Here is a 23048-nt window from a genome sequence, read left to right on the forward strand (position 1 = left end):
GCCACTAGTAGGACTCCGTTAGGTTGCTTTGGATCTTGGGTTCTGGCTGGTGGTGGATGTTGTGGGCAGGGGGCGGTGGCAGGTGGTGCAGGTGCCGGCCCAACAGTTCAGCAGGTCCTGGAGGGTGTCGAGGATCTGGTAGAGGGTGAGTCCGCTGTATCGGCTTTTGGGGCCAGGCGCTGTTCGGTGAGGAATGCGTGGGCGGCGGTGACCAGGGTGACGTGGTGATGCCACCCGGCCCAGGAGCGGCCTTCGAAGTGGTCCAGGCCGAGGCCGTGCTTGAGTTCCCGGTAGTCATGCTCGATCCGCCAGCGGATCTTCGCCAGGCGGACCAGCTCAGTCGGCGGGGTGTCTGCGGGCAGGTTGGACAGCCAGTAGTCGGTGGGTGCTTCGGCTCCGGCGGGCCATTCGACCAGCAACGTGACCTCGGACAGGACACCGTCCCAGGAGCCGTCCCCCGCGGTGGCGGCGGCCTGGGCGAGGCGTCGGGCTCTGACCCCGGCCGGCCGCACCCGCAACGCCAGGAAGTGCGAGCGCATCGGTCCGCGGGAGCCTTCACGCCAGGTCACCTCGGTGAAAGCCTGCCGTCCATAGCCGGCGGCGAGCGCGGCCACCGAAGACGGCTTGTCGCGGTAGCGGGGTTGCGGCTTGCGGCCGTTGCCGGACCAGGTGGGGGCAGCGGGCACTGCATCATGCGGGTGGGCGGTCACATCCGAGCGGATCGCCACTACGTAGCCGATGCTCCGACGCTCCAGCCCGTCGCGGAAGTCGGCGTTCTGCCCGTAGCCGGCGTCGGCCACCACCACCGGTGGGACAAGGCCCCATCCGGCCAGCTCATCGAGGACGTCCAGGGCCAGACGCCACTTCTCCCGGTGCCCGATCTCATCAGGAATCCCCGTCTTGCGCCGACGGAGGGCATCGGCTGCCCACTCCTCGGGCACGAAGAGGCGCCACTGCAGCGGACATGACGCGGTGTCGGAGACCGCGTGCACGCTCACCGTGACCTGGCAGTTGGCCTGCTTGCCCAGGGCTCCGCAGTACTGACGCGCGACCGCCACCGACATCTTCCCGTCCTTGGGAAACGACACGTCATCGACCGCCCAGGCATCCGGGCCCACCAGCGGCACCATCCGCTCCGCAATCCGCCGCCGCACCGGCACCGGATCCCACGTCGACTGGTTCACGAACTGCTGCAGGTTTTGCTCGTTGCCATCCGACAGCCGCTCCGCCATCGGCTGGATCGACTTGCGCCGCCCGTCCAGCATCAGCCCCCGCAGATAGCAGTCACCCTTCGCCCGCTGATCCTTGCGCGGCACCGACGCGAACACGTCGGCCACGAACAACGCCAACTTCGCCCGAGCACGGTTCACTTCATGTGCGTCCACACACCTACCGTGCCCCCAAACAGGACCGCGAGACAGACCTAACGGAGTCCTACTAGATGTCTGACGGTGCGTGAATGCGTGGTGCAGGCGGGTTCTGTTTCGCTACTCAGGCTGTGGTGGGCTGACTAGCGGCGCCGGGCTCTGCCTCGGCCGAGGGGCAGGCCTCGGCGACGACGGGGGAGAGGCCGCGGCCATACAGCACCGCGGCGAGTCATGAACCGGGCCGGGCACCGGGCGCCCCGGACTCGCCACTGGCGCAGCCGCCATCGTGGTGGCCTTCCCGGTCATCCGGCGGCGGCCTGCTCGGCGGCCCCCTGGGGCTGGCGGCTCCTGACCGCCGGGCGTGGTGGGGCTCACCGGATGCGGTGAGCCCCACCACGCCCGCCGCCTGGGCCCGCGATCACTGGACCATCGAGAACTCCGTCCACTGGATCCGCGACGTCGTCTTCGGTGAGGACGCACGATCCGCACCCGCAACGCCCCCGCCATCATGGCCGCCCTGGGCGACATCGTCCGTGGCACTCTGCGGGCCGTTGGACGGTGTCCAGCTGAGCGCAGTACGCATCCTCAGCGATCCGGTGGCACTCGGTCTGCAGATTGAGCAGGCCGGGCACGATTCCGACGTGGTCCGGGAGGCCACATACGGCTGGTACTGGGTGGCTGACGTCCTGCAGGCCGCCGGGGCACGCGTCCGCCTGGCCCACCCACTGGGCGTGAAAGGTTTGGCCTACCGGCGTGTGAAGAACGACGTCTGCCACGCTGCGGACTTGGCGGGCCTGCTGCGGATGGGCCGACTGCCGAAAGCCTGGATCGCGCCACCGAGGTTCGTGAGCTGCGCGAACTCGTGCGCTACGGGGCCAAGCTCGTCGCGCTGCGGTCTGGGCCGAAAGCCCAGGTGCACGCCGTGGTGGCCAAGGCCGGCGCACTCATCCCGACGTCCGACCTGTTCGGCATCGACGGCCGAGCCCGACTGGGGCAGAACGCGCTGGCCGGCCCGTATGCCCAGCGCGTCGCGTCGTTACTGAAGCTGATCGACGGACTCGATACCGAGGAAGGCCTGTTCAACGGCCGCATCGCGGAACGGCTTCGTGACCACAGCGGCTACCGGGCCATCCATCAGATGCCCGGGATCGGCAGCACCCTGGCGGCGGTGCTTGTGGCTGAGATTGGTGACGTGCACCGGTTCGCCTCCGCGGGCCGGCTGTGCTCGTGGGTGGGGCTGACCCCGCGGTACTACGAGTCCGACACCACGGTCCGCCGCGGGCATGTCACCAAACAGGGCAGCAAGCTGGTGCGCTGGGCCGTAGTGGAGGCGATCCAGCGCAAGACCACACCCAAGATCACCGAGGACCGGGCTCGGACCGAGGCCCGCCGCGGCCGAGTCGTGGAGTTCGAGGATCGGTGCGGTATTTCAGAATTCCGCCACTGCCTCCCGCAGGTACATCTCCAGCCGCCTGATCGATGCGGTCACGCCTCTCGTATCGAGCCGGCAGGTGTAGAGACGACGGACGAGTGTGGGTTGCCGCATGGGCAGAGCCACGACGCCCGGCGGGGCGTCCGACAGCAACAGTCGCGGCAGCAGCGCGACGCCGAGACCCGCCGCGACGAGATTGAGCGCGGTGCGGAAGTCCATGCCGTCGAAGTCCAGACGATGTCCGCTTCCCCGGTCGCCTTCGAGGGGTGACGCTGCCAGGTCGCGGGCGTCGACCGCGGTGTTGATCCATGCGTCCGACGGCAGGTCGGCCGGGGTGACACCGTCAGTTCCGGCCAGGGGATGACCGGCGGGAAGGACGACCATGATCGGATCGTCCATGAGGTGCTCTTGTGTGAGCCCGGTGGGCACCGGCCCGGGAGCGTGTTCGTAGTCGAAGGTGACGGCCAGGTCGATCTCTCCCCGGAACAGCAGCGCATGCGTTTCGCGCTGCTCGAGTTCCCGGAGTGTGATGTGAACTGCCGGATGGGTCGCACGCAGGCGTGCGAGCGCGGGAGGGACGATGGAGGCCGCCGCCGAGATGAACGCGCCGAGGCGCACCTCGCCGCCGGTTCCGTCCGCGAGCGCCGCGAGCTCGGTGGCGGCGCGACTCATCGACACGCTGATCGCGGACTCGGTGTCGAGAAGGACCTGCCCGGCCTCGGTCGCCCGGACGGGCCGCCGGACCACGACTCGAGCACCGACCCGTCGTTCCAGTTCCGCGACCTGCTGCGAGACCGCGGACTGGGTGTAGCCCAGCTCCTCTGCGGCAGCGGCGAACGAGCCGTGCCGCACGACAGCCGCAAGGGTCACCAGATGCCGCGGATCGAACAACCAGGACATGAAGTTAAGGATAGCTTATCGACCCAGAAGGGATCATTGCTTGTGCTAATCCGGAGGCGTGGCCGACGCTGGGCGCATGGACTTCACGCAATTCGACACCGCGATCAACAAACTCCCCCGATGCCGGGTCGGGTTCTACCCCACTCCGTTCCACGCCTTGCCCAACCTGTCGGCGGCGTACGGGATCAACCTCTTCATGAAGCGCGAGGATCTGGCCGGACCCAGTGCGATCAGCGGGAGCAAGATGCGCCTGGCCGAGTTCATCCTGGGGCGGGCCCTGGAGAACGGAGTGACACACCTCATCACCCAGGGCGAATACCTGACCAACTCGGGTCTGCAGTTCGCCGCCGCCTGTCTGAACGCAGGAATCACGCCGATCCTGGTGCTGACGCGGAACGTGTCCCGGCATGGTGAGCTCGGCGAGTTCCGCGGCAACTATCTGCTCAACAAGACGATGGGTGTCGAAACCCACGTCATCAACGTCGGCGGCAACGTCTGGCACTCTCCGGACGAGGCCGCGCGGATCACCGACGCCATCGCCATGCGCAAGGCCGAACTCGAAGCGCAGGGGCACGAGGTCCTCGTCGTCGGGACCGGTGGCGCGCACCCCGACGGCTACATCGCGCACGCCCTGACGTTCCGGGAGATGCTTGAACAGTCCGATGCCGCAGGGGTCGAGCTCGACTACGTCTACCACACGATCGGCACCGGGACCGCGCTGCCGGGGATGCTGGCAGCCAAGCTGAGTCTGGGACACCCGGTGAAGTTCCGGTCGATCTCCATCCAGAGGTTCAACGACGGAGACCGGATGAACCCCGGCGTGATCGTCGACCGGACCAAGGCGGTGCTGGCCACCTTGGGCGCGCCCGTACCCGACGATGCGACGATCCGCGCCGAGATCGACATCGACCAGCGCTTCATCGGCGAGGACTACGCCGTCGCGTCCGCCGAAAGCACAGCGGCCATCCGCGAGCTGGCCCGAGCAGAAGGCGTCTTCGTCGGCCCCGTCTACACCGGCAAAGGACTCGCGGGTTTGCTCGACCACGCCCGCAGTGGGCGGATCCCCGTCGACAGCAACGTCGCGTTCCTGCACACCGGGGACACCGGCAACCTGTTCGAAATTCCCCAAGTCGTCGGCCACATCGCCGACTGATCCCCGTATCGCCAAAGCAGGGACTGTCAGTGGACCTCATCGATCTCGACCTCGTGACGGCGGTCGCGGAGACAGGCAGTATCACGCACGGCGCGGCCCGCGCCCGGCTGTCGCTGCCCTCGGCCAGCGGGCGCATCCGCGGCCTGGAGCACACACTAGGCGTGACGCTCTTCGACCGTGGCCGCCGCGGAGTCGCCCTCACGCCGGCAGGACAAGTGCTGCTCCGCCACGCCAGGTCCGTGCGCCACGCGGTCGGCCAGCTGCGCACGGAACTGGACGAGTACGCGCAGGGACACGGCGCCACCGTCCGCGTCCAGGCCAACACCGCCGCCACTGACAGCCTCATGCCCGCCGCCGCCGTCTCGTTTCTCGCCCAGTACCCCCACGCCCGCATCGAACTGGAGGAACGCCCGAGCCACCGCATTATCGCGGCTGTGGCCGAACGCCGCGTCGATATCGGAATCGTCGCCGACTCCGTCGAACTCGGGCAGCTGGAAACCCGGGTGGTCCGCCCGGATCCGCTGATGGTCGTCACCCTCCCTAACGACCCGCTGGCCCGCCTCTCCCAGGTACCGTACGCTGACGTGCTCGGCCGCACGTTCGTCGCCCTGAACGTCGCCAACCCGTTGCAAGAGCACCTGGAGACACACGCCCAGCCGCTGGGTACCCAGCCGAGGTATCGCGTCCGGCTGCCCAGCATCGACGCGGCCTGTCACGCCGTGGCCGGGGGAATCGGCATCGCCATCCTGCCCTGGTACAGCGTGCGGCGTCGGCTCACCAGCGGCACCCTGGCCGCCATCCCCCTGGCCGAACCATGGGCGGACCGGCGGCTGGTCGCCTGCTTCACCAGCGACCGCGATCTCTCGGACACGGCCCGCGCACTCCGCGACCACCTCCTGGCCCACGCCGATGACAAAGACGACATAGACGAACCGCCATCAGGCGGCGAGTAGGGGTAGGAATGCTTGCTCAGATGGGCGCGGCGAACAGGTCGGTGATCATGGCGACTATCCAGTCACCGGCGTCAGTCCATCTGTTGATCTTCGCGATCGGCTGGGCTGTGAAGTACCCCTCGACAGGCTTTCGCAGCTCAGCTGGGCGTAACGACTGGGCTGGCGGAAGGGGTGTTGACGTCGGTCTGGTTGACGGGTCGACCGCGAGACACCGTAGTTCAGCCACGGCAGCTGTAGTTCCGGCGTCTTGGCTGGTCAGCAGCTTGTCGGGGGTGGGGACAGTAGGAGGAAGGCCACCGTGATCATGATGCTTTGTGACGAGTCATCAGGAAAAGGTGGCCGCGGCGGTCACCATAGCCGAGCAGGCATGGGGCCGGGTGTTCGGGACAGTAATGGATGCGATCGCCAGCTGCTTCGTGCGGCGTCGGCCTCGGCGACGAGCTTGTGGCCATCCCCGTGACAGCATCACTGGTGGGCAGGAAGATCTTGTCTCTCGAAGCGGGATCCGTCTACACCTGGGAAACCGCGGAAGGGGCCACCGGAAACATCCTGATCGACTCCGAGGAATCAGTCGCCCGCCTGTGTACATCGGAGGGACTGACTCTCGGCGACATGCTCCTCGACAAAAACGTCGGGAATGTGGAAAACCCCCACCCGGACCCGCAACTCCGCATCGCCTTCCTCGTCGTGGCGGCGGCGATCTTCCAGGAGGCGCAGCGGCAGGGGCGACTGCCTGACAAGATCACGCGCACCTACTGGTAGGCGCCACGTCACAAATGCCTTCGAATTGAGGGATGGGCCTCGAGCGAGCGGCCGAGGCCCGCGCAGCGGAACCGGGCGACGACCCCGACCGGCAAGTCGGACGATCTTCGCGATGTGCAGGGCTCGATGGGCGTGACGGCATCCGAGATCCCGAAAGCCGCGTCGCACACGCCGCCCTGTGCTCCGCTGCAGGCGCCGACGTGTGCTTCCTCGTGTGCGAAATGCCAGGCCGAAACGTCGGCCGTGCCCGCGCTCCGAATGGGCACCGGCGTTGTCCAGTTAACCTGTGCAGGTAAACTGGACAACCTGAGCTGACGATTTTAGGGTGAGGGTCATGAGTGATCACCCTGGACCGTCGCCGTCCGCCGTCCGCGCCTCACAGGAGGTGCGGGGCGTCATCGGGCGTCTGCGGCGTCGCATTCGCGCCGCCGGAGGCGCGGAGGACATCAGCCTCACCCAGGCGTCGGTGCTGGCCCGCCTGATGGACAACGAAGGGCTCACGACCAGCGACCTCGCCTCCGTCGAGGGCATGCGTCACCAGTCGATGGCGAGCACGGTCGCCGCTCTGGCCGGGCTTGGTCTTGTCGAGCGACGCCGCGATCCCGGGGACGGTCGGCGGCTGCTGATCGCTCTCACCGCCGAGGGGCGCCGGCGGGCCGAGGAGGGCAGGCAGGCCCGGGGTGAATGGCTCGCCGCCGAACTGCAGAAGAAGTGCACCGAAGAGGAGCGGCAGACCGTGATCGCGGCCATGGCCGTGCTGGAGCGACTCGTCCATGACTGACCGGACGACCGCGGCGCGCGGCGACACCCGGAAGGCAGGCTTCGACCGCCGGCTCGTCCCCCCGATGATGCTCGGCTCGGTCCTGAACCCGATCAACTCCACCATCGTCGCCGTCGCACTCGTGCCCATCGGTGCCGCCTTCGGGGCGCCGCCGTCGCAGACGGCATGGCTGGTCTCCGCCCTCTACCTGGCCACCGCGCTCGGGCAGCCGATCGTCGGCCGGCTGATCGACATATTCGGCCCGCGCCGCCTCTTCCTCCTCAGCACGAGCCTCGTCGGCGTCGCGGGTGTCGTCGGAACCCTCGCTCCCGACCTCGGGGTCCTGATCGCGGCACGGGTCCTGCTCGGCTTCGGAACGTGCGCCGGCTATCCCGCCGCCATGGCACTGCTGCGCAGTGAGGCCGAGCGGACCGGCCAGGACAGTCCCGCGGGAGTACTGACCGCGCTGGCGGTCGCCAACCAGACCATCGCCGTGATCGGCCCCCTGCTCGGGGGGCTGCTGATCGGGCTGGGCGGTTGGCGGTCCACCTTCGCGCTCAACATCCCCCTGGCCGCGGTCGCGGTCGCTCTCGGCATGCTGCGGCTGCCCAAGCAACCCACCATGGACGCGGCGGCCCGGAGTAGGCCGGCCGCGCGGATCGACCTGCCGGGCATGGGTCTGTTCGCGGCCATGCTGATCTCACTGCTGCTGTTCCTGATGAACTTGCACGCCGCCAGCTGGTACCTCCTGGTGATCACCATCGCCGCCGGAGCAGCCTTCACCGTGCGGGAGTTGCGCGCCGGGACGCCGTTCATCGACCTGAGGGTGCTGGGCGGCAACATCCCGCTGCTGGCCACTTACGGAAGGGCACTGGTGGCCTATGTCGTCTCCTATGCCTTCCTGTACGGCTTCACCCAGTGGACGGAAGAGGGCTACGGGCTCTCGCCCCTTCACGCCGGCCTGGTGCAGATACCGATGTTCCTCGTGGGGATCGCCGTCTCCGTCACCGTCGGCCGGCGCAACGGAGTCCTCGGGAAACTCCTGTTCGGCGCCGTCGGCCAGATCGCCGCCTGTGTCCTGATGCTGACCCTCACCGCGGACAGTCCCGTGTGGATGCTCGTCGCCCTTGCCGTCGTCTTCGGTGTGCCCCAGGGGTCCAACAGCCTGGCCCTGCAGAACTCGGTGTACTTCCAGGCCGATCCGGAGCGCATCGGATCCTCCGCCGGACTGCTGCGGACCTTCGCCTACCTGGGCTCGATGATCGCCTCGTCGGCGACCGCCGCGTCCTTCGGGCGGCACGCGAGCACCTCCGGAATGCACCACCTCGCCTGGGTCATGCTCGGTGCCGGAGTCCTGTATCTCCTCGTCTCCGTTTTCGACCGCAGTCTGAGACGCCTCTCGGCCGACCCGGCCGAAGCCACCGGCAAGGCATAGCCCTTCCGCGCGGTTCGAACCCGTAACGGCCACCCCCGCGCTGGACACGCACCCTTCGGGCCGGATGTTGTCCCCGGCGCCGGGCCCACTCATTACCGCGCCGGGCGGCGTGTGCCTCGAACACCCAACTCGCAAGTCAGCCCCCGTCATTGAAAGGCCGACCATGTCCCGTACCGCCCTGCTGTCCATGGATCTCCAGGTCAACCATCTCGCCCACGTTCCCGCCGACTACCTGCCTACGGCCGTCCGGGCCCTGGAGACGGCCCGCGCCGCGCGGCTCCCCGTCATCCACGTCGTTCTCCAGCTCCGGCCCGGCCATGTCGACGTCCACCCGCGCAACAAGATCTTCGGCTCCCTGCCGACCCATCTGTTCACGGCCGACGACCACGGTGCCGCCATCCACCCCGACGTCGCCCCTCGCGGCGACGAGATCGTGGTGCACAAGAACCGGGTCAGCGCCTTCGCGGGCAACAACCTTCAGCAGATCCTCGCCGCACAGGACATCGATCACCTCGTCCTCGCGGGCATCGCGACCGGCGGCATCGTCCTGTCCACCGCCCTGCAGGCGGCCGACCTGGACCACCGCGTCACCGTCCTGTCGGGCGCCTGTGCCGACCCGGACCCCGACCTGCACGCCAACCTGATGACCAAGGTCTTCAACCGTCGCGGCGATGTCCTCACGACGAAGGAGTGGGCAGACACCCTGACGACCGACGCATAGCGCGGCGTCGGGAACCGAACGCCGTGGAGGGGGAGTTCGTCCGGCAACGGCCACTGCTCCCTCGAGGGGCGGAACTTGGCAGACGGCACCGGTCGAGGCCCTGGACGTAACCAGTGACCGGGGGCCCGCCCGTCGGACGAGCCCCCGGGGCCGGACCCCGTCCTGGCCGTGGAACCGGTGAGTGCGGTGACGCTGGTGTGCCGGCGTCGACCCGGTGAACCTTCGTGGTCGCAGCGCTGGACGCGAGAGACGGGCGCGCCGGTCACCAACTGCTCTTCGTCACCCCGGGGAGTTCGCCCGCGTGTGCCATCTCGCGAAAACGGACGCGGGAGAGACCGAAGGTGCGCAGATGGCCGCGGGGACGGCCGTCGACCGAGTCGCGGTTGCGCAGGCGGGTGGCGCTGGCGTCGCGCGGCTGCCGCCGCAATTCCCGCTGAGCTGCGGCGCGTTCGCCGTCGGACGTTCGTGGGGACATGATGATCGCCTTCAGTACCGCGCGGCGCGCCGCGTAGCGCGCAACGACAAGACGTCGCTGCTCATTTTTCGCGATCTTGCTCTTCTTCGCCATCAGACCTTTCCTCCCCGAGCGCGGATACGGGCCACGGCGGCCTCGATACCGATCGTGTCCACCGTCTTGATGCCCTTGGCCGCCAGGGTGAGCCGGACATGGCGGCCTTCGCTGGGCAGCCAGTAGCGCTTGCGCTGCACGTTGGGGTCGAAGCGGCGCTTGTTGCGCCGGTGCGAGTGCGAGATGTGATGGCCGAAGCCGGGCTGTCGGCCGGTGAGTTGGCAATGTGCGGACATGTCTCCTCCTCATGCACGGCCGTGGCCGTCCGTGCGGTTCTGCGGGTGCCGCGTACTGGGGTTGCCACGTGATGTGGCCGTGACGTGGTGCGCGGCAGCGAGGCGAGCAGAGTAGCAGCAAGATGAAAATGAAAACCAACACCATGTATGGTGCCGTCCATGGCCCGAAACGAACTGCGCCCGATCATCAAGCTGAGATCCACCGCCGGTACCGGTTACACCTACGTGACCCGCAAGAACCGCCGTAACAACCCCGACCGGCTGACGCTGCGCAAGTACGACCCGCTCGTCGGCCGCCACGTCGACTTCCGTGAGGAGCGCTGACAACCGTGAAACCCGGAATCCACCCCGCCTACCGCCCGGTCGTCTTCCGCGACCGCGCCGCCGACTTCGCCTTCCTCACCCGGTCGACGGCCACCAGTGACAAGACGGTCGAATGGGAGGACGGCAACACCTACCCGGTCCTCGACGTCGAGATCTCCTCGGCGAGTCACCCCTTCTACACCGGCACCCAGCGGGTCCTGGACACCGCGGGACGCGTCGAGCGCTTCGAGCGGCGCTACGGACGAGGACGGAGCGAGCGGTGAGCGAGGACCAGGCGCGGCTGCCCGTCGTCATCGTCGCCGGGTTGCACGCCGACGCCCGCCGGGCCGCAGTGGCGGAGATCCTGCGCACGATTCCCGGCTCGGTCGCGCTGCACCACGACCTGACGGCCGCCGTCGACAGCGCGGTGCATCGCAGCGTCCGTGACGCCGTCCGGCTGCTGGACAGCGGGGACACCCCCTTGGTCAACGACTGCCCGTGCTGCGCGCTGCGGGAGGACCTCGTACCCGAACTGCGGCGACTCGCGGAGGAAGGCAGGCACCGGCTGGCGGTCGTGGAACTGTGGGACTCCGTCGAGCCCCAGTCCATGGCCGGGGTCATCGCCGCCGCGGGCGCGCCGCTGGTGCTGACCGGGGTGGCCACCGCCGTCGACCCAGCACTCGTACTGCCGTACTTGTCCAACGGTGACGATCTGGCCGAGGTCGGCCTCGCCGCCGCGCCGAGCGACCGGCGCACGGTTGCCGACACCTTCGCCCGGCAGCTGGAGTACCCCACGGTGATCGCACTCGCCGAGGACGCCCCGCACGGGACGGAGGGACAAGTCGCAGACGACGGTGACCGAGCCCTGCTGGACCAACTGACGCCGGGCGCACGAAAGGTGCGCGTGGGGCGTGGCGCCCTGGGGTTCGCTCTGCTGAGGGGATTCGACGTGGCCGCGGCCGCCGCACGCCAGCACTGTGCGTGCGCGCTGTTGCCCCAGGAGTGCGACGAGCACGGAGTGAGCACCGTCGTCTGGCGGCGCGAACGGCCCCTGCATCCTCAGCGCCTCTACGCGGCACTGGAGGAGCTGACCTGTGCCGCGGCCCGCAGCCGTGGCCGGTTCTGGCTCGCGGACCGTCCCGACGCACTGCTGTCCTGGGACGCCGCGGGCGGTGCGCTGTGCGTGGAGTCGGCGGGGCCCTGGCTGGCCGCCCTGCCCGATGCCGCTTGGGAGTTGGTGCCCGCCGAGCGCCGGCTCGCCGCCTCCCTCGACTGGCACCCCGAGCACGGCGACCGCTGCCAGTACCTGACGTTCACCTCGCCCGGTCTCGACGGGGGAGATCTGCTGGCCCTGCTCGACTCATGCCTGCTCACCGACGACGAGTTCGCGGCGGGCAGAGAGCGCTGGATGCAACTTCCCTCCGCCTTCGACGACTTCCTCGACTCGGTCACCTGAGCCGCGGATCCGCCGGGGCGCCGCAGGACGGGTGATGAGGACGAGCCCTCCATGGCCTTTCCGTGTTCGCGTGCGCGGCGAGGAGGTGACGGCGTCTCCGACCCGCCTGAAGTGGCCCGTCGGTGGTGCCGATGCGGTGTGGAGGGTGCGAACGTGAAGACTGCGCAGGTGCCGAAGGTCGAGGCCGGCACTGGTCGGCCGTGAGGTGTGAGGCTCGGGTGACGGTGGGCAGGGCCCGCCACCCGAGCCGAAACCTCCTTTCGTGCCCCGAAATTGCGGGTCACGGCACTTCGTCCGGACTGAGCCGGTTCGTTCGTCGCGCAAGCCCCACTCGGGGCTGACCGGTCGTGCGCAGACCTTGCCAATGCTTGACGATCCCTTCCGCGAACGTTCAACCGACCATCACTGCTGGACGTTGTGTGCTGCACCTAAGGTCCTTGAGGCTTTCGAAAGAAGGGACTCATGGACACACTCCTCGCGGTCCGGGCTCGCGGGATCGGCAAGTCCTTCGGCGACGTGGTCGCACTCGACGGGATCGATCTGGATGTGACGCAAGGTCAGATCCACGGTCTGGTGGGACCGAACGGCGCCGGCAAGACGACATTGCTCGGCCTCCTGCTGGGTCTGGCCGTCGCTGACAGCGGCCGCCTCGAGATCCTGGGTACACCGGTCGGGCGGGCACTCGACGCCCCTGACGGCGTCGCCGGCTTCGTGGACGGCCCCGGTCTCTACCCCTCGCTCACCGCCCGGCAGAACCTCGCCGCGCTGGCCGCCCTGCGTGGTCGCGACGAAGGGGCGTCGGTGATCGGCGACGCACTCGACCAGGTCGGGCTCACCGACGTCGCCGACGACCGGGTTCGCGGCTTCTCCCTCGGCATGCGCCAGCGGCTGGGGCTCGCCGCCGCCCTGCTCACCAAGCCTCGGTTGCTCGTCCTCGACGAGCCCTCCAACGGCCTCGACCCGGCAGGCAAGAAACACGTGCACGGTGTGCTCTCCCGGCTCGCGGCGGACGGCACCAGCGTCGTGCTCTCGAGCCACCGCATGGACGACCTCGAGGCACTGTGCTCCGAAGTCACCATCATCGCCACCGGACGGGTCGTCTTCACCGGTCCGCTCAGCAAGCTTGCCGCCGAGAACCGAGAACTCGACTACCGGCTGCAGACCTCCGACCCCGAGGGCGCCCGCCGACTGGCAGACGCGACGGCCGGGATCAGCCTCATCGACGGCGCCATGACACGCCAGGACACCGGGATGCTCGTTGTGCGCGCGCTCGTGCCCGCCCTCGACGAACTGGTGTCGGGCCTTGTGCACGCGGGCATCGCGGTGCGCGAGCTCGCCCCGGTGGTGTCGCCGCTCGAGGCCGCGTTCCTCGCCCTGACCGAGCAGCAGGAGGCCGACCGATGACCGCGACCATCGCGGCGGTGGACAACGTTGCCAGTGCACGCCGTGTGTCGGTGCCGCGCGGGTACCGATTCGAGCTGGTCAAGCTGGTTTCGCAATGGCGGATCCGCTTGCTGGTCCTCGCCTGCTGGATCGCGCCGGCGCTCTTCGTCGCCGCCGTCGGCCAGCAGAGCACGCTGCCCGTCGACACCCTCTTCGGTCGATGGATGCTCGCCACGGGCTGGGCCGGGCCCCTGGTCATGCTCGGCTTCGCGGGCACCTGGGCGCTCCCGCTGCTGACCTCCGTGGTCGCCGGCGACGTCTTCGCGTCCGAGGACCGGCTCGGCACCTGGCGCCACCTGCTCGTGGCGGTCCGGTCGCCCCGGCGGATCTTCGTCTCGAAGGCACTGGCGAGCCTCACCGTCATCCTGCTGCTCGTGGCCGGGATGGCCGTCTCCAGCACGGTCGGCGGTCTCCTGGCGGTCGGCAACCAGCCGCTTGTCGGCCTGGACGGCCACCTGCTGGCACCCGGGGACACCAGCGTCAGGGTGCTGCTCGCATGGGTCTGCGCGCTCGCACCCACCCTGGCCCTCGCCGCGATCGGTCTGCTCGGATCGGTCTCGCTGGGGCGTTCCCCGATGGGACTGCTGCTGCCCGCGATCGTCGCGCTCGCGATGCAGCTCGCGCAGATGCTGCCGCTGCCCGTGTCCGTGCGCCTCGCCCTGCCCAGCTACGCCTTCATCTCCTGGAACGGCCTGTTCACCACCCCCGAACAGCTGGGCCCGCTGCTGATCGGTGTTGTGGTCAGCCTGGTGTGGGCCGTGCTCGCCACGGTTCTGGCCTATGTGCTCTTCGTGCGCCGCGACTTCACCAACGTCAACTACGACGGCTCGGGGCGTCGCGCGATCACCATCGGGCTCCTGCCGCTCGTCGGCCTGGTCGTGGTGACGGTGCCGACCGTCGCGGTGTCGACCGGGGCCACGGGTTCCGGGATCGACCAGGACAAGGTGCAGCGCTCGGTCGCCACGGCCTTCGCCCACCTCTATCGCGTCCAGACCAAGCAGCTCAACCGACCCGACGTCACCGAGGCGCAGTTGAAGGCATCGGCGACCTGCGACAAGGGCTCCTCCCGAGTCGCCCCCGAGGGGCCGGGCAACGACTGGCGTTGCGTCGTGTCCTGGCATCTCCCCGGCATCAAGGCCGCAGGGTCGGCCATCTACCAACTCGACATCACCGCGGACGGGCGGTTCATGGCCGATGGCGATGGACCGAAGGAAGTCAACGGCTACTTCCTGGTGCGCACCCCCGAAGGGGATGCGCCGAACCCGCTCTGGCAGTTCGACGGCAATGTCGAACTGCTTCCCACCTCGAAGGGATAACTCGATGCAGGTAACACGGCAGCGTCGGATCAACGAGAAGGCGCAGCTCAGCCTTTTCGGTAGACGCGTCGGTCGCCGTACCTCTCTGGTCACGGTGGGCATCGGCGTCGTTCTCGCCGTCACGGGCACCGCAGTCGCCCAGACGAAGCAGTTCGGCACCGACCAGGTCGGTCAGACCACCGCCAATGGCCAGGTCATCTCAAGCGACCAGTACATCGCCCCGTATGGCAGCCGTACCGTCATCAACGACGGCAAGATCATGTCGTCCTCGGTCAGCCCGGACGGCACCCACCTCGCGGCCGCGGTCACCGACGGCGACGCGGCGCTGGTCATCATGGACCTCGGCACCGGGCAGGTGAAGCAGCGCGTCGGCACCAACGCGGCGGACGACCTGCGCATCTCGAACAGCTCGGTCGGCCAGGAGGGCCCGACGTACTCGCCCGACGGCTCGCAGCTGTGGCTCGGCCAGACCGACGGCTACACCAAGTTCACCGTGAACGCGGACGGCACCCTCTCCGCCCCGAAGACCGTCTCGATCCCGGCCGACGGCTCCAAGCACGCCCTGGTCGGCGCGGCGGTGTTCTCCGCCGACGGCTCCACCGTGTACTCCGCGGTCAACGGCCAGAACCGGGTGGTCGCCATCGACGCGGCCACCGGGACCATCAAGCAGAGCTGGGCGGTGGGCAACGCCCCCCGCGGCATGGCCATGGTCGGCAACAGGCTCTACGTCAGCAACGAGGGTGGACGTCCGGCCAAGGCCGGCGACACCACCATCAACTCCTACGGCACCCAGGTGCCGGCCGACCCGGACACCGGTGCCACCACCACCGGCACGGTCAGCGTCATCGACGTGGCGGACCCGTCCGCCACCGTGGGGAGCATCGGCGTCGGCCTGCACCCGACCGCGGTGTACGCCAAGAACGGCGTGGTGTTCGTCACCAACACCGCCGACAACAACGTGTCGGTCATCGACACCCGCAAGAACAAGGTCGTGCAGACCATCGCCACCCAGCCGTGGCCCGAGGCCTCGGTGGGCTACGAGCCCGACGCGGTGACGCTGACCGACGACGGGCACCTGCTGGTGACGCTCGGCCGCGCCAACGCGGTCGCCGTCTACCGGTACAAGTCGGCGCAGGAGCCCGCCAGTTACGTCGGCCTGCTGCCGACGGACTACTTCCCCTCGGAGATCACCACCGTGGGCAAGAAGGTGGTCGTCTCCAACACCCGCGGCATCGACGCCCTCCGCCCCACCAACAGCGCCGGGCACGGCACCCACGACACCACGTCGAGCCTGACGCAGTTCACGCTGCCCTACGACAGCGTCATCAGGTCACAGACGGCCAAGGTCTTCAAGCAGAACGGCTGGACCGGCGGCTCGGTCACGGTGGCCAAGGGCAAGGGCAACAAGAAGGCGGTGCCGGTGCCCACGCGGCTCGGTGACGCGTCGACGATCAAGCACGTCTTCCTGATCGTCAAGGAGAACCGGACCTACGACCAGGTCTTCGGCGACATGCCGCAGGGCAACGGCGACCCGTCGCTGACGCAGTTCGGCGAGAACGTGACGCCGAACCAGCACGCGCTGGCCGAGCAGTTCGGGCTGTACGACAACACATACGACATCGGCACGAACTCCGCCGAGGGCCACAACTGGCTGATGCAGGCCGACGACCCGGAGTACACCGAGTCCTCGGCGGGCGAGTACCAGCGCAGCTACGACACCGAGAACGACGCTCTCGGTCACCAGAAGTCCGGCTTCATCTGGTCCGGCGCCCAGGCGGCCGGCAAGTCGGTCAAGGACTACGGCGAGTTCCAGTCGATCGAGAGCAAGCCGGCCGGCGCGACCTGGCAGAACCTGTACTGCGACACCAAGAACATGCAGGCGACCGGCCAGAAGACCGCCTACCCCATTGAGACGGGCTCGGCGATCCCGTCGCTCAACAAGGTGTCGGTGCCCGGCTTCCCGCTGTTCGACACCAGCGTCCCGGACATCTACAAGGAGCAGATCTGGGAGCAGGACTTCGAGAAGAACGGTCCTGCGAACCTGAACATGTTCTGGCTGTCCAACGACCACACCGGTGGCCCGGCGAACGCGGCCGCGCAGGTCGCGGACAACGACCTCGCCGTCGGCCGGATGGTCGACAAGATCTCGCACAGCAAGTACTGGAAGGACTCGGCGATCTTCGTCGTCGAGGACGACTCCCAGGCCGGCCTCGACCACGTCGACGGCCACCGTGCCCCGATCCAGATCATCAGCCCCTGGGCACAGCGCGGTACCGTCGACAGCCGGTACTACTCGCAGATCACGATGATCCGCACCATCGAGCAGATCCTCGGGATCCAGCCGATGAACCAGAAGGACAGCGCGGCCACCCCCATGGCCACGGCGTTCACCAAGAAGCCGAACTACACGCCGTTCACCACGCTGCCCAACCGGACCTCGCTGACCCTGGGCCTGAGCACCCAGCCCACCTGTGGCCCGGACACCCCGGCCCCGCAGGACGCCAAGGCTGCGCCCGCACCGACGTCGGCGAAGGTGCCGGCCGACAAGCAGGCGCTCGCGGACAAGTGGGACACCTGGAAGTCCAAGCAGCACCTGACCGGGCCCAACGCCATAGCCGACTACGCCAACCCGGCGCAGATGGACCACTTCACGTGGTACCAGACGCACAACTGGAAGACGCCCTACCCCGGCGAGAACAAGATCTACACGCCGAACGACGTACCGGGCGCCTACATCCCGTCGGCGGAGAACGACGGCTGACGTAGCCCGATCCAGTCAGAGGGTCCCCGACCGGCGTCAGCGCCGGCGGGGACCCTCTGCCGTGGGCGCGCCATTCGGGCCTCCCGCCCGGCCGAGCCTGCGCACGCACGGTGCCGCCCTTGGGCGTCGCCCGCCTCCGTACTCCGGCCCCGGAAGCCGCGGTTGGAAGGACCGGGTCGGCGACCGTGAGGCGGCTGGGCCGCTGGGCTCCATGCGACACGCAGGTGCTCTGACCTGGCCCGGTGCGGCGTCATGCGGCTGTTACCCACTTTCGGGTGACGCCCGGGAAACGGGTGGGGTGGCGGACCCTGGCGGACACATGCGACAAGCCAGTGATTGCAAGGGCGAACGCTCCGGAACGGCGTCAACCCATCGCATTGCGCCGATAAATGGACCATACACACGACAGTCATAGAGACATAGGCATCCCGTAACACGGTTCACGTTTCACACACATCACCCCCACCCCGACGGCACGGTATGAGGGCGCGGCCAACCCGGCCCCGCACCCGCACACCGCACCACCCCGCACCACACACGGGACGGTGCCCGCACCAAGCAGGGGGAACCTGTGACCACTTCCACCACCGCACGCCGCCTGGCCGCCGCCGCCCTCACCGCCGCCGCCCTGGCCGGCGCCGCCACCGTCCCGGCCACCGCCGCCGACCACCGCCCCCACCGGCCGGACGTCCAGATCACCCGCGTGCAGTACGACTCCCCGGGCCGCGAGGACCGCTCCAACCGCTCCCTGAACGCCGAATGGGTGCAGATCACCAACAACACCCGCCGCCCCGTCAACCTCAGCGGATGGACCCTCACCGGCCGCGACCACCGCACCTACACCTTCCACCACTACCGCCTCGCCGGCCGCGCCACCGTCCGCGTCCACACCGGCATCGGCCACGACACCCGCACCGACCTCTACCAGGACCGCCGCAACTACGCCTGGGACAACCACATCGACACCGCCACCCTGCGCAACGACCGCGGCCGCGTCATCGACACCGCCTCCTGGGGCTACCGCAACCACCGCTGACCCCACCCACCGATGACCGACCCCACCCGGGGCCGGTCACCGACACCCCACGGTGCGCCGGGCCCCACAGGCACGGCGCACCGTTCATGACGTCGGGTCGCCCACCAGTGCTGTGACCGCGTAGGTGCGCCGGGTCGGTACGCATGACCCGCCGTGCCCGGATGCGGAGATCAGACAGTGGCCAGGCTCTTCGCCATGACCCGCTCCCTGCCGACGCCATCGGGCAGAAGATCGCCGGGCTCACCCGTGTCCGTGAAACCGTGCCGCTCATAAAGCGCGGTCGCCTTGCGGTTGTCCGGCATGACGGACAACCGCAGCGTCGTGGCACCGCGCTCCGCGGCCCACCGCTCGACCGCCTGGATCAGGTGGTCACCCACGCCCCTGCCCCGAGCCCCGGGGTTGACCCACATCGAGATCAACTCCACGTTCTCTGCTTTCTCGCCCGGCACTCCGCTGGCCATGCCCACCGGGAGGCCGTCGAGGAGCGCGACGAGATCGTGCGCGCCAGGGATCGACAGACGGGCACGCCAACGTTCCTCGCGGTCGCCGGAGCCCTGCCACTGGGCCAGTGTCGATCCGAACGCGTAGGGCGCCTCAGCAAGCGCGGCCAGTCGCAACTCCCGCCAAAGGGGCCAGTCGTCTGAATTCAAGGTGCGTAGTTCAAGCATGATCGAGACCCTGCCCGGCCGCCGGGGCAGGCAGCAAGTTGATTACAGACTGTCTCCTATGCTGATCAGCACGGCCAAGGGGCGGCAGTTGCCGGCACTTGCTTGCTGACTGGTCGGACAGGCCCCAATGCCCGGGTTGTCGAGTCCTGGACCAGCGTGCCGTGGTCCCTGACGCCTCGTACCTCAGTCGACGTGATCGACCGGCCTATGGTTTGCGCATGACGAGCACACTCCGTCTGGAAGAGATCACTCCGGACAACCTCGACGCCGCGATCGGTCTGCGGGTCCATCCGGAACAAGAACACCTGGTCGCGCCGGTCGTGAAGTCTCTGGCCGAGGCATACGTCCATCCCGGCACGGCTTGGCCCCGTCTCATCCTTGACGGTGACACACCCGTCGGCTTCCTCATGGGCTTCTTCGACATCGACTGGCTGGGAGACGGCACGGGCGCCGACATCCGTTCGGGTCTGTGGCGCCTCAACATCGCAGCCGCTGAGCAGGGCCGGGGTTACGGTCGCTTCGCGGTCGAGTCCGTGGCAGTTGAAATCCGCCGTCGCGGCGGCACCCGGCTGACCACCACCTGGCATCCAGGGGCAGACGGCCCCGAAGGCTTCTATCTGGGTCTCGGATTCCGGCCGACAGGCGAAATGAGCGGGGGACAGACGGTGGGCGAGCTGCCGCTGTGACAGCGACCGTTTCTTAGATCCATCCATGAGATCGTCATGGGAACGCCGATTCCAGCACGCCCACCCCGGTCAAAAGCGGTGTACTCGTTGGTGGGCCGGCCGTTGTAGACCACGGCCACAGCTGCCGCCGCCGCAACAGCAACTCGGCGAGGACTCTTCGGGCACGGCGCCGACTCCGGACGTCCGCCAGTGCTGAGGCCCCGGCCCATGAACAGGGCCGGGGCCGGGGTCGTTCGCTGGGCCAAGCCGCCGACGGTGGTGGCCGGCTCAGTCTGCGCTGAGCAGGTGGGCCGGGGCGATCCGGGACAGCCCCCGGATCGGCACCGTCAGAGCCGCCCCCACCAGGACGGTTGCGGCGAGTGTGGCCAGTAGTGGGGCGCCGGCGACCGCGAGGAGGTGACCGTGCAGCACGCCCTGACCGAGTGACAGCACCCCGGCCACACCGGCCACCGCGCCGGACAGGCCACCCAGCAGGGCCAGCCCGATGCCCTCGTAGAGGGTCAGCATGGCCAGTTCGCGGTTGGTCCAGCCGGTTGCCCGCAGTACCGCGAGATCCGTGGCGCGCTCGCGTTGCGAGATGATCAGGACGTCGACGGCGCCGGCGGCGCCCAGCAGCAGGGACAGGGCGACGCTGACGTAGTCGGCGCCGCGCGCCTGTGCCACTACGGCGTTGCCGAGCAGTGATCCGGCGACCTCCCCCTGGAAGCCCAGTGTCAGGGCCAGCAGTACCGTGAAGGCGGCCACGCCCAGTGCGAGCCCTGCCGCACCGAGCAGCGTGCGGCCCCGCATCCGCAGCAGGCCGAGCATGGCGAGACCGGCCACCGAACGCACCGGGCGGGCGCGGCGGGCCGCTGCCACGGGGGGCCGGATGGCTTCCATCGGTCCCAGCCGGGTGGCGAGCCAGGCGGGTATCAGGCCCGCCACGGTGGCCAGGAGGAACGCCACCGGGAGCACAAGCAGCGACTTGGTGCCCGCGTCGGGCTGTCCCAGCAACCGGCCCAGCACATACGCGAGGATCGCCCCGGCGGCGCCGGCGGCCAGGCCGATCGCCGCCAGTTCGCCGAGGACCAGGCGGAGTACTTCGCCGCCGCTCCAGCCAAGGCAGCGCAGTGTGCCGATCTCCGTGCGGCGTGAGCGCACCGAGGCCAGCGCGGCCTGTCCGAGGAAGAGCGCACACACGACGAGGACCAGCACGAAGAGCACCGCGCTCTTGGTGTCCACCGCCCTGAGGATCCGCAGTGCCACGCCCTTGGCGACCCAGGGCTCCGTCACATGCGCCGAGGCATTCAGCGTCACCGTCTGCGGGGCGGGCGAGCTGCCGATGGTGACGTCGACCTGGAGTCGGGGGTAGGCGGCCCGGATCTGCCCGGCCACGGCGTTGACCCGTGCCCGGGAGGCGGCGTCGACGCCGGTCACCCCGGCCACCCGGATCCTGATCGCGCTGACCGGGGCCGTGTCCTGCAGGCTCGGGAACCGGCGGCTCTTGGTGAGCGCGGTGATGGACTTCATCGTCGTCAGCATGGTGGGCGGCGGGCTGACATAGCCGCCCAGGTTGCGGTCGGGCCGCAGCGGCTTGTCGTGGAGTGCTGCGCGGGTGGCGTTGTCCGCGGCGGTGACCTGCGGCGGCTGGTAGGTCTCCAACGGCGCTTGGGACAACGGCGAGAAGCCGGGCAGCTTGCCGGTGTCGTAGCGGCCGACGAGGCGGACGAAGGGACTGGGCAGGCGCCCGGAGTCGATGTTGTCGCAGTAGCCCATTCCGACACATTCCGTGGAGATGTGACTGGTCACCTTCCGGTACTGCCTGCCCTGGTTCTCCTCGGGGACGTTGGGGAACGGCTGCTGGTTCTGGTTGACCCACAGGCCGGGCTTCTGCGGCGGCTGTGCCTGCACGGTGAGGTCGCCGCCCGGCGTGCGGCGATAGGTGACCGGGCCGACCGTCCAGTAGGCATCAGTGGTGAACGCGTCCTCGTCCAGCGCCTTCTGGTAGCCCTTGCTCAGGTCGACGCCGACCCGGCCCACGCGGGTGCCGTGCAGGCCGCGGACGAATCTGTCGGCTGTCGGGTTGCCCAGTTCGGAAGGCAGCTTGGCCGGTTCACCGATGTCGAGGCGTTCCACGGTGGCGCTGAGCGTTCCGGCGGTCAGCGGGTTGTTGCTGAGCAACGCCGGGATGTAGGAGTCGTGCTGCCCGTGGATGCTCTTCGAGCTCGGCAGTGTCCATGGCTTGTCCCGCTCGGTGAGCATCCGGCCCGAGGTGATGGTGCTGCCCAGGCCCACCAGCCGGTTCTCGGCCGCAGGGTCGACGGCGGACAGCAGTACGGGGTAACCGACCGGAACATCGATGGTGGCCTTGCTCCGACCGGACTGACAGTTCATCCGCGAACTCAGGTCCGGGTCGAACGGTGACCTCTCACTGAAGTCCTCGGCAATGATGTTCGGCTTCATCGGCAGTTCCATGTTGAACCGCGTCCGCTCGGTCTTGTCCCCGTTGAAGTAGAAGCAGACGTCGTACTTCCCCTTCAACTGGTAGCGCTGGGTGGCCTTGTCGACCGTGCCCTTCTCCAGGGTGTCGGACTCGAAGAGGTGGTCCGGCGACGACGCCGACGTCAAGGGGCTGCGGGTGAGGTAGACGTACTCGTCGGAGGTGCGGTAGGTGCCCAGTCCGGATGTGAGCGTCGGGTTGATGCGCAGGATCTGCCGGGAGGCCTTGCTGTCCAGGAAGCGGGACACGTCCACGGTGACGGTGCTCGTCACCATCAGGTAGCCGATGTTGGCGACCGGCGCGGCCACGTCGATGCCGGCCATGCCTTCGATACGCCGGTACTGGTTCATGGTGATGCCGCCGAACGTGCCGGACAGGAAGTTCGGTGCGACCAGTCCGCTGCGCCGCTCCACGTCCGTCTGCGAGTTCGGCGGGCGCACCAGGACGTCGTACGCGGACCGCGCGTTCTTCCGTACCGTGCCCACGGTGGTCGCCTTGCTCGTGTCCACCGTCGCGGTCAGCAGGGTGAAGCTGGTCGACGCCACCAGGATCCCGGCGGCCAGGGCCAGCGCACGCCCGCGCCGCCGCCGGAGCTGCTCGAGGATCATCGCTA

The 23048-nt window shown here is 68.8% G+C and carries 21 protein-coding genes; 14 read left to right on the plus strand and 7 right to left on the minus strand.

Annotation, left to right across the window (positions count from 1 at the left end):
- Positions 1–107 precede the first annotated feature (107 nt).
- The 3 genes from RCR19_RS35080 to RCR19_RS35090 form a co-directional block, all read right to left on the minus strand.
- Positions 108–1385, minus strand: coding sequence for an IS701 family transposase (locus tag RCR19_RS35080; protein WP_331264095.1), 1278 nt, complete (start codon positions 1383–1385; stop codon positions 108–110).
- Positions 1386–2403: 1018 nt separating this feature from the next.
- Positions 2404–2565 carry a hypothetical protein gene (locus tag RCR19_RS35085; RefSeq protein WP_331268779.1) on the minus strand — a complete coding sequence of 54 codons (162 nt, stop codon included), beginning with the start codon at positions 2563–2565 and terminating at the stop codon, positions 2404–2406.
- Between the two features lie 231 nt (positions 2566–2796).
- The gene (locus RCR19_RS35090; RefSeq protein ID WP_331268780.1) at positions 2797–3699 is read right to left on the minus strand and encodes a LysR substrate-binding domain-containing protein; all 903 of its coding nucleotides are present in this window, start codon (positions 3697–3699) and stop codon (positions 2797–2799) included.
- A 76-nt stretch (positions 3700–3775) separates the two neighbouring features.
- Here RCR19_RS35090 and RCR19_RS35095 point away from each other — a divergent pair, with 76 nt between their 5' ends.
- The 6 genes from RCR19_RS35095 (at position 3776) to RCR19_RS35120 (ending at position 9483) form a co-directional block, all read left to right on the plus strand.
- On the plus strand, positions 3776–4852 hold the full coding sequence (locus tag RCR19_RS35095; RefSeq protein ID WP_331268781.1) for a pyridoxal-phosphate dependent enzyme: 1077 nt from the start codon (positions 3776–3778) through the stop codon (positions 4850–4852).
- A 29-nt stretch (positions 4853–4881) separates the two neighbouring features.
- Entirely contained in the window at positions 4882–5805 is a 924-nt protein-coding gene (locus RCR19_RS35100; RefSeq protein ID WP_331268782.1) for a LysR family transcriptional regulator, read from the plus strand.
- A gap of 486 nt (positions 5806–6291) precedes the next feature.
- Positions 6292–6567, plus strand: a complete 276-nt coding sequence (locus RCR19_RS35105) for a hypothetical protein (protein ID WP_331268783.1) — start codon at positions 6292–6294, stop codon at positions 6565–6567.
- A 334-nt stretch (positions 6568–6901) separates the two neighbouring features.
- On the plus strand, positions 6902–7348 hold the full coding sequence (locus RCR19_RS35110) for a MarR family transcriptional regulator (protein WP_331268784.1): 447 nt from the start codon (positions 6902–6904) through the stop codon (positions 7346–7348).
- Complete coding sequence (locus RCR19_RS35115) at positions 7341–8762, plus strand: MFS transporter (protein WP_331268785.1); 1422 nt, start codon at positions 7341–7343, stop codon at positions 8760–8762. Before RCR19_RS35110 ends, RCR19_RS35115 begins: the two co-directional genes overlap by 8 nt.
- 163 nt (positions 8763–8925) lie before the next feature.
- Positions 8926–9483, plus strand: a complete 558-nt coding sequence (locus tag RCR19_RS35120; protein ID WP_331268786.1) for a cysteine hydrolase — start codon at positions 8926–8928, stop codon at positions 9481–9483.
- A gap of 262 nt (positions 9484–9745) precedes the next feature.
- On the opposite strand, the gene rpsN is transcribed toward RCR19_RS35120, so the two are convergent.
- Both rpsN and rpmB read right to left on the minus strand, forming a co-directional pair.
- Positions 9746–10051, minus strand: coding sequence for a 30S ribosomal protein S14 (gene rpsN, locus RCR19_RS35125; protein WP_059126091.1), 306 nt, complete (start codon positions 10049–10051; stop codon positions 9746–9748).
- Positions 10051–10287 (minus strand): 50S ribosomal protein L28, encoded by a 237-nt coding sequence (gene rpmB / locus RCR19_RS35130; RefSeq protein ID WP_331268787.1) that lies wholly within the window; start codon positions 10285–10287, stop codon positions 10051–10053. The genes rpsN and rpmB overlap by 1 nt, the downstream gene beginning before the upstream one ends.
- Positions 10288–10446: 159 nt before the next feature.
- Here rpmB and rpmG point away from each other — a divergent pair, with 159 nt between their 5' ends.
- From rpmG to RCR19_RS35165, 7 genes are all read left to right on the plus strand, one after another.
- A complete protein-coding gene (gene rpmG, locus RCR19_RS35135) occupies positions 10447–10611 on the plus strand; it encodes a 50S ribosomal protein L33 (protein WP_059126096.1) in 165 nt (54 codons plus the stop codon).
- 5 nt (positions 10612–10616) lie between these two features.
- Positions 10617–10874, plus strand: coding sequence for a type B 50S ribosomal protein L31 (locus RCR19_RS35140; protein ID WP_331268788.1), 258 nt, complete (start codon positions 10617–10619; stop codon positions 10872–10874).
- On the plus strand, positions 10871–12046 hold the full coding sequence (locus tag RCR19_RS35145; RefSeq protein ID WP_331268789.1) for a GTP-binding protein: 1176 nt from the start codon (positions 10871–10873) through the stop codon (positions 12044–12046). The genes RCR19_RS35140 and RCR19_RS35145 overlap by 4 nt, the downstream gene beginning before the upstream one ends.
- 462 nt (positions 12047–12508) lie before the next feature.
- Positions 12509–13450, plus strand: a complete 942-nt coding sequence (locus tag RCR19_RS35150) for an ABC transporter ATP-binding protein (RefSeq protein WP_331268790.1) — start codon at positions 12509–12511, stop codon at positions 13448–13450.
- Positions 13447–14805 carry an ABC transporter permease gene (locus tag RCR19_RS35155; RefSeq protein ID WP_331268791.1) on the plus strand — a complete coding sequence of 453 codons (1359 nt, stop codon included), beginning with the start codon at positions 13447–13449 and terminating at the stop codon, positions 14803–14805. The genes RCR19_RS35150 and RCR19_RS35155 overlap by 4 nt, the downstream gene beginning before the upstream one ends.
- A gap of 4 nt (positions 14806–14809) precedes the next feature.
- Positions 14810–17566: an alkaline phosphatase family protein gene (locus RCR19_RS35160; protein ID WP_331268792.1), complete on the plus strand. Its 2757-nt coding sequence runs from the start codon at positions 14810–14812 to the stop codon at positions 17564–17566.
- A 571-nt stretch (positions 17567–18137) separates the two neighbouring features.
- Entirely contained in the window at positions 18138–18602 is a 465-nt protein-coding gene (locus tag RCR19_RS35165; protein WP_115974681.1) for a lamin tail domain-containing protein, read from the plus strand.
- A 170-nt stretch (positions 18603–18772) separates the two neighbouring features.
- On the opposite strand, the gene RCR19_RS35170 is transcribed toward RCR19_RS35165, so the two are convergent.
- A complete protein-coding gene (locus RCR19_RS35170) occupies positions 18773–19270 on the minus strand; it encodes a GNAT family N-acetyltransferase (RefSeq protein ID WP_331268793.1) in 498 nt (165 codons plus the stop codon).
- Between the two features lie 218 nt (positions 19271–19488).
- On the opposite strand from RCR19_RS35170, the gene RCR19_RS35175 reads away from it, so the two are divergent.
- Complete coding sequence (locus RCR19_RS35175) at positions 19489–19956, plus strand: GNAT family N-acetyltransferase (RefSeq protein ID WP_331268794.1); 468 nt, start codon at positions 19489–19491, stop codon at positions 19954–19956.
- Positions 19957–20223: 267 nt separating this feature from the next.
- On the opposite strand, the gene RCR19_RS35180 is transcribed toward RCR19_RS35175, so the two are convergent.
- Positions 20224–23043, minus strand: coding sequence for an FtsX-like permease family protein (locus tag RCR19_RS35180; RefSeq protein ID WP_331269643.1), 2820 nt, complete (start codon positions 23041–23043; stop codon positions 20224–20226).
- Between the last annotated feature and the right edge of the window lie 5 nt (positions 23044–23048).

This window comes from Streptomyces sp. WAC07094, assembly GCF_036320405.1.
GTDB lineage: Bacteria > Actinomycetota > Actinomycetes > Streptomycetales > Streptomycetaceae > Streptomyces > Streptomyces lannensis.